The sequence below is a fragment of the Xanthobacter sediminis genome, assembly GCF_043195015.1.
Lineage (GTDB): Bacteria > Pseudomonadota > Alphaproteobacteria > Rhizobiales > Xanthobacteraceae > Xanthobacter.
In genome coordinates this window covers 23,527-29,994 of record NZ_JBAFWH010000025.1, presented here as the reverse complement: position 1 = coordinate 29,994, position 6,468 = coordinate 23,527, and the positions used below count along the sequence as shown (strand labels likewise).

Here is a 6,468-nt window from a genome sequence, read left to right as displayed (position 1 = left end):
CGGCGACGGCGTGATGTTCGTCACCCCCGTGGAGAGCTTCGCCCGCATCCGCGAGGTGGGCGCGCCGAGCGAGACCGAGGGGGGCGCGCGATGATCGACGCCATTCTCGCCTTCTCCATCCGCCAGCGCTGGCTGGTGGTTCTGGTGTGCCTCATGGTCGGTGCGTTCGGGGCGTGGAACTTCACGCGCCTGCCCATCGATGCGGTGCCGGACATCACCAATGTCCAGGTGCAGATCAACACGTCCGCGCCCGGTTTCTCGCCGCTGGAGGTGGAGCAGCGCATCACTTTCCCCATCGAAACCGCCATGGGCGGCCTGCCGGGGCTGCAATATACGCGCTCCCTCTCCCGCTATGGCCTGTCCCAGGTCACCGTGGTGTTTGCCGATGGCACCGATATCTATTTCGCCCGCCAGCTGGTGAATGAGCGCATCCAACAGGCCAAGGACCAGCTTCCCCAAGGGGTGGAGACGGCCCCCGGGCCGATCTCCACCGGCCTCGGCGAAATCTACATGTACACGGTGGAGGCCAAGCCCGGAGCGAAGAAGCCGGATGGCACGCCTTATTCCCCCACCGAGCTTCGGACCATCCAAGACTGGATCATCAAGCCGCAGCTGCGCACCGTGCCCGGCGTGGTGGAGGTGAACACCATTGGCGGCTTCGCCCGGCAGTTCCATGTGCTGCCGGACCCGGCGCGGCTGATGGCCCACAACATCTCGTTCCGCGACGTGATGACCGCGCTCGCCGCCAACAACGCCAATGTCGGCGCCGGCTATATCGAGCGCAATGGCGAGCAATATCTGGTGCGCACGCCGGGCCAGGTGGCGAACCTGGAGGAGATCCGCGACATCGTCATCGGCAGCCGCGATGGCACGCCGATCCGCATCGGCGACATTGGCGAGGTGCGCGAGGGCCGCGAGCTGCGCACAGGCGCGGCGACGCTCAATGGCGGGGAGGTGGTGCTCGGCACCACCATGCTGCTCATTGGCGAGAACAGCCGCACCGTGGCCCAGCGGGTGGCCGCGCGCCTGGAGGACATCTCCCGCTCCCTGCCGGAGGGGGTGATTGCCCGCGCCGTTTATGACCGCGCCCATCTGGTGGAAGCCACCATCGCCACGGTGGAAAAGAACCTGCTGGAAGGCGCGCTGTTCGTGGTGGTGGTGCTGTTCGTGCTGCTCGGCAATTTCCGGGCCGCGCTCGTCACCGCCTGCGTGATCCCGCTGTCCATGATGCTCACCATCACGGGCATGGTGGAGAACAAGGTTTCCGCCAATCTCATGAGCCTCGGCGCCATAGATTTCGGCATCATCATCGATGGGGCCGTCATCATCGTGGAAAACTGCCTGCGCCTGCTGGCGGAAGAGCAGCACAAGCGCGGCCGGTTGCTGACACGCGCGGAACGTTTTCAGACCATCCTCGCCGGCTCCCGGGAAGTCATCCGCCCGAGCCTGTTCGGCACCCTCATCATCGCCGTGGTGTATCTGCCCGTGCTCACGCTGACCGGGGTGGAGGGCAAGATGTTCACGCCCATGGCGGTCACGGTGCTGATGGCGCTGGCGGCGGCGGCGGTGTTCTCCATGACGTTCGTTCCGGCGGCGGTGGCGCTGCTCGTCACCGGCAAGGTCTCCGAGCACGAGAACATCATCATGCGCACGGCGCGGCGCATTTACACGCCGCTGCTGGACGCCGCCATCAACTATCGCGCGGTGGTGGCGCTCATGGCGATGGGGCTCATCCTTGCCACCGGCGTGGCGGCCTCGCGCATGGGCGGCGAGTTCATCCCCAGCCTCGACGAGGGCGATGCCGCCATCCAGGCCCTGCGCGTGCCCGGCACCAGCCTCACCCAATCGGTGGAAATGCAGGAGGCGTTGGAAAAGCGCCTGCTCCAGGTGCCCGAGGTGAAGGAGGTGTTCGCCCGCACCGGCACGGCGGAGGTCGCCACCGACCCCATGCCCCCCTCCATCTCCGACGGCTACATCATCCTGAAGCCCCGCGCCGAGTGGCCCGATCCGCGCAAGCCCAAGGCCCAGGTGATGGCGGATATCGAGGAAGCCTCCGAGGAGGTCGCCGGCAGCAATTACGAGCTGTCCCAACCCATCCAGCTGCGCTTCAACGAGCTGATCTCTGGAATCCGCTCGGATGTGGGCGTGAAGATCTTCGGCGATGACCTCGACACCCTGTTACAGGTGGCGGGTCAGGTGGAGGCGGTCATCCGCGCCATTCCCGGAGCGGCCGATGTGAAAAGCGAGCAGGTTTCCGGCCTGCCCATGCTTACAGTATCCCTCAACCGTCCCGCCATGGCCCGCTACGGCGTGAGCGTGGCGGAGGTGCAGGAGCTGATCGAGATCGCCGTGGGCGGCCGCTCCGCGGGCGTGCTGTTCGAGGGCGACCGCCGCTTCGACATCATGGTGCGCCTGCCGGAGGAGTTGCGCACCGACATCGAGGCCCTGCGCGCTCTGCCCGTGCCCCTCCCCCCGGCGGTGGCCGACCCGGACAAGCCGCGTCCCGCGGTGTGGGCCTCGGGTGCCAATGCCCAGATCCGCTATGTGCCATTAGCCGCCATCGCCAGTCTCTCCATCTCCCCCGGCCCCAACCAGATCAGCCGGGAGAACGGCAAGCGCCGCATCGTGGTGAGCGCCAATGTGCGCGAGCGCGACCTCGGCTCGTTCGTCACCGAGGCGCAGCGTCAGGTGGCCGAGAAGGTGAAGCTGCCGGAGGGCTATTGGATCGGCTGGGGCGGGCAGTTCGAGCAACTGGTCTCCGCCACCCAGCGGCTCGCCATCGTGGTGCCCATCGCGCTCGCCCTCATCTTCCTGCTGCTGTTCATGAGCTTCGGCTCGGTGGCGGATGCTGCGCTGGTGTTCTCCGGGGTGCCTTTGGCGCTCACCGGCGGCATCGCCGCGCTGCTGCTGCGCGGGCTGCCATTGTCCATCAGCGCCGGCATCGGCTTCATCGCGCTCTCGGGCGTCGCGGTGCTGAACGGGCTCGTCATCATCGCCTTTATCCAGAAGCTGCGTGACGAAGGCCGCGACATGGTGGCCGCCGTGCGCGAGGGCGCCCTGACGCGCCTGCGGCCCGTGCTGATGACGGCGCTGGTCGCCTCCCTCGGCTTCGTGCCCATGGCGCTCGCCACCGGCGCGGGTGCCGAGGTGCAGCGGCCGCTTGCCACCGTGGTCATCGGCGGCATCGTCTCTTCCACCATCCTCACATTGCTCGTGCTGCCGGCGCTCTACGTGCTGTTCCGGCGCGAGACCAAGGCCGCCGAGACCTCGCAGGCGGCGGCGGAAAACCCAGCCTCCTGAACCTTCAAGAACGGAGACCAAGTCATGTTGAAGCCTCTCATCATCGCGGCCAGCCTTCTGGCCGCGGCCCCCGCGCTCGCCCAGGCCCCCGCCGAAAGCGGCCACGCCCACGGCGCCCAGAAGGGACCCCACGGCGGCGCGCTGGAGGATATCGCGGGCGTGCACGCCGAAATCGAGGTTTCGGGCAAGACGCTGACGGTTCATGTGCTCGACGGCGCTGGAAAGGGCGTGGACACCGCCGGCTTCACCGGCTCGGCCATGCTGGTCCTCGGCGGCGCGCGCCAGACGGTCGCGCTGAAGCCTGCGGGCGAGACCCTCGTCGGCGAGGCGGGCGCGCCCATCGCGGCCGGCACCGCCGTCACGCTGGTGCTCAAGACCGCCGCCGGAAAATCCGGCCAGGCCAAGTTCACCACCCACTAAGGAGAGGTCCCATGGCTGGAACACGCATCCTACGGCAGCGTATCGTGCTGCTCAGCACTCTCGCCGCTCTCACGCTGCCGGCAAGCGCCGCCTTTGCGCTCGACCCGCAGCCGAAGACCTACCGCGAGAAGCAGCGCCACGAGTTCCGTGACGTGCAGTTGGGTCTGTCCCATCCCGCTCCCCACGGTCGCAGCACGCTCACTAACGCGGCTGGTCGCAATGACATGAATGGGAACAAGGACAGTACGAGCATGGCTGCGCAAGACAGCCGGCCTCCGGTCGACCAGAGTCCACTACGAGGCGCGTCTCAATGAAGACGCGAGCACTCAACCGGCTGGCGCGAGCGATCAGATGAGCAGGCTGCTACGACTTGCCCTGCTGCGTCTCCTGCTCGCGGTGGGGGTGTGCCTGGCGCCGCTCGGCATCGGCGATGGCCTTTATGCGCAGCCTGTGGCCGGCGCGAGCCTGACCGATTCTGCGCATCACGAGGAACGGGATTCGTCCTCCGGGCAGCCGGTCTGCGCGCTGGTGCGGTGCGAGTGCCATGCCTGCCCGCATCTCGCCGTGACGGCGGCGTCAAGCTGGCCGGTCCGGTGGGATTCGAGGGGCATGTGGTTGCGCGGGGAGCGCATGATGAGAGGCGTCGCCCCGGAGGTGGATCCGCCTCCACCCCGAGCCTGAATGTTGAAACGACATGAACAGTTCAAGACGATATCCAACATTCGAGGTTCAATCATGAAGCGTTACGTCATCGCCCTGGGTTTCGCCCTTCTCCCGGTCGTGGCTTCGGCCGAGCCCTATTCCTCGACGCTGAGCGCAGAGGAGCAGGAGCGGCACGAATTCTTCGACGCCCAGAAGAACAACTATCCAAGCGGACGGGCCGAAAGCGGAGTGAGGCCGCCGCGGCTTCAGCCAACCGATGCCCAGAGCACCACGGGCAACTCGACGGGCAGGACGATCAGCACCGCCTCCGGCGCGCAGCAGTAATGCCGAAGGCATGAACCGAGAGGGGCGTCCTCCGCCCCTCTCACCCTTGGATGACCAACAGCTGCGAGATCAAAGCATGAGGATATTTTTGGTCTTGGCCACGCTCCTTGCGGTCACCGCAGGCGCTTCCGACGTGGCGCCGGCGTGGGCGGCAGCCAGTTCCGCCACTCAGCCGGCTCCTGCGGACCTACGGGCGCAGGCCACGGCGCACCTGAAGTTCCTCTACGCAATGTATTTTGCCATCCGGGCCTGCACGGAGGCAGCTGAGGAGCAGTCGGACCCCAGATTTAAGCCGACGCTCAGCTTCGCGGAAGCCCAGAAGGTCCTGCGCGCGGCGGACGCTTCCGCCCGTTCGGTCGGCATCGATATAGATCAGGCGTGGCTCGAGATGAGTTCCATCGGACAGGCGACTGGCGAGGCGCTGAAACATAAAACCGAAGAAAATTTCCAAAAGTGCCGACAGAGCGGAATGTTTTTCAGGACGATTACATCAAAGCTGCAAATGGCGATCAGCCAGCTCAAGGGATCGATTCCTTTGATCGAGAAGGATTTTTGATGTGTCTTCGATTATGGGTGGCTTCGCCGCCTCGCAATCCGCTTCGGAAGCTCTAACCGTCTACACGTCAAGAGCTGGAGATTTCGCGCCCGTCACGCCGGAAAGGCCTGCTCCGCTTTGGAGGGGCAGCGTGAGAGAGAGATCCCAGATGATGACACTGAGGCATCGTCTGGACATTCCGATCTCTTTGCAAAACTTGGCCGATCCGATCTGCGCCTGGATAGCGCCACGGCTCGGGGACTCGCGGGGACGCAACGACTTCATTTCTCCCACTCCCACTCCCTCTCCCTCTCCCTCTCCCTCTCCACGAAACACTCACGATGCAGTTCTTCTCCAGCAGAGGACCCCATCACGAAGACGCTGCGAATTGGTTCAATTCGGCGACGATCTGTCTTGCCTCTCTAGTAACTAGATGGGTCAGGCTCCGGCGCCCCCCCGAAAACCGGAAGACAAACTGCGGAGCGTAACAATGATTGAACCTTCAGCTCAGGGGCTGCTTTGCCCTGTCTGCCGCACCGATCTTGTCATGACCGAGCGGCAGAACGTCGAGATCGACTATTGCCCGAGATGCCGCGGAATCTGGCTTGATCGTGGAGAATTGGACAGGATTGTAGAAAGAAGCATTGCGACGGTGACGTCGAGCACGCCCACCAATGCGCCTCCGAGTTCGACGGCCGGGCAGCCCAGCGCGCCGATGCCGTGGGGGCAGACCCCAGGCGGCTATTCGCCAGCCCCAGGCGCTCACGGTTCGAAGCATCACGGTTCGAGTCACGATTCACACGGCAGTTCGCGCGAGCACGGCGGGCACAAGCGTGGTTTTCTTGGCCGCCTCTTCGATTAGCGTACGATGCGTGGGCAACGCGCCCTGTCGTGCACTTCCAAGCACTTGCCGGCGTATGTGGCGCCGGAGCTGCGGGCCGTCGTGCCAACCTTTAACGAGCAGGAGAGCGTGGAAACGCTCTCCTACGAACTCGACGCGGTGTTGGAGGACTTGGTTTGGGAAGTGAGCTTCGTCGATAACCGCCCCCTTGACGGACCAATACGAGCAGCCCTCGCGAGGTCGCGCGAGACGCGAGTGAACTGTATTTACAACATACGATATATATTCAGAACGGCAGAATGATCGTCGATCCGCCACATTCAATTATTTTCACAATCAATCTGAATAACGATATCGCTCACGAGCATTCGTCATAATGTAACGG

At 64.8% G+C, this 6,468-nt stretch carries 6 protein-coding genes; all 6 read left to right on the top strand.

Going from position 1 to position 6,468, the window contains the following annotated elements:
- Positions 1-90: 90 nt before the first annotated feature.
- The 6 genes from V5F61_RS19795 (at position 91) to V5F61_RS19770 (ending at position 6,104) form a co-directional block, all read left to right on the top strand.
- Positions 91-3,300, top strand: coding sequence for an efflux RND transporter permease subunit (locus V5F61_RS19795; protein WP_238123839.1), 3,210 nt, complete (start codon positions 91-93; stop codon positions 3,298-3,300).
- A 24-nt stretch (positions 3,301-3,324) separates the two neighbouring features.
- On the top strand, positions 3,325-3,720 hold the full coding sequence (locus V5F61_RS19790) for a hypothetical protein (RefSeq protein WP_012112635.1): 396 nt from the start codon (positions 3,325-3,327) through the stop codon (positions 3,718-3,720).
- 11 nt (positions 3,721-3,731) lie between these two features.
- Positions 3,732-4,034: a hypothetical protein gene (locus V5F61_RS19785; RefSeq protein ID WP_238123838.1), complete on the top strand. Its 303-nt coding sequence runs from the start codon at positions 3,732-3,734 to the stop codon at positions 4,032-4,034.
- 421 nt (positions 4,035-4,455) lie between these two features.
- On the top strand, positions 4,456-4,707 hold the full coding sequence (locus tag V5F61_RS19780) for a hypothetical protein (RefSeq protein ID WP_238123837.1): 252 nt from the start codon (positions 4,456-4,458) through the stop codon (positions 4,705-4,707).
- 94 nt (positions 4,708-4,801) lie between these two features.
- Positions 4,802-5,263 (top strand): hypothetical protein, encoded by a 462-nt coding sequence (locus V5F61_RS19775; RefSeq protein ID WP_198139188.1) that lies wholly within the window; start codon positions 4,802-4,804, stop codon positions 5,261-5,263.
- A gap of 412 nt (positions 5,264-5,675) precedes the next feature.
- A complete protein-coding gene (locus tag V5F61_RS19770; protein ID WP_394092170.1) occupies positions 5,676-6,104 on the top strand; it encodes a TFIIB-type zinc ribbon-containing protein in 429 nt (142 codons plus the stop codon).
- Positions 6,105-6,468 lie beyond the last annotated feature (364 nt).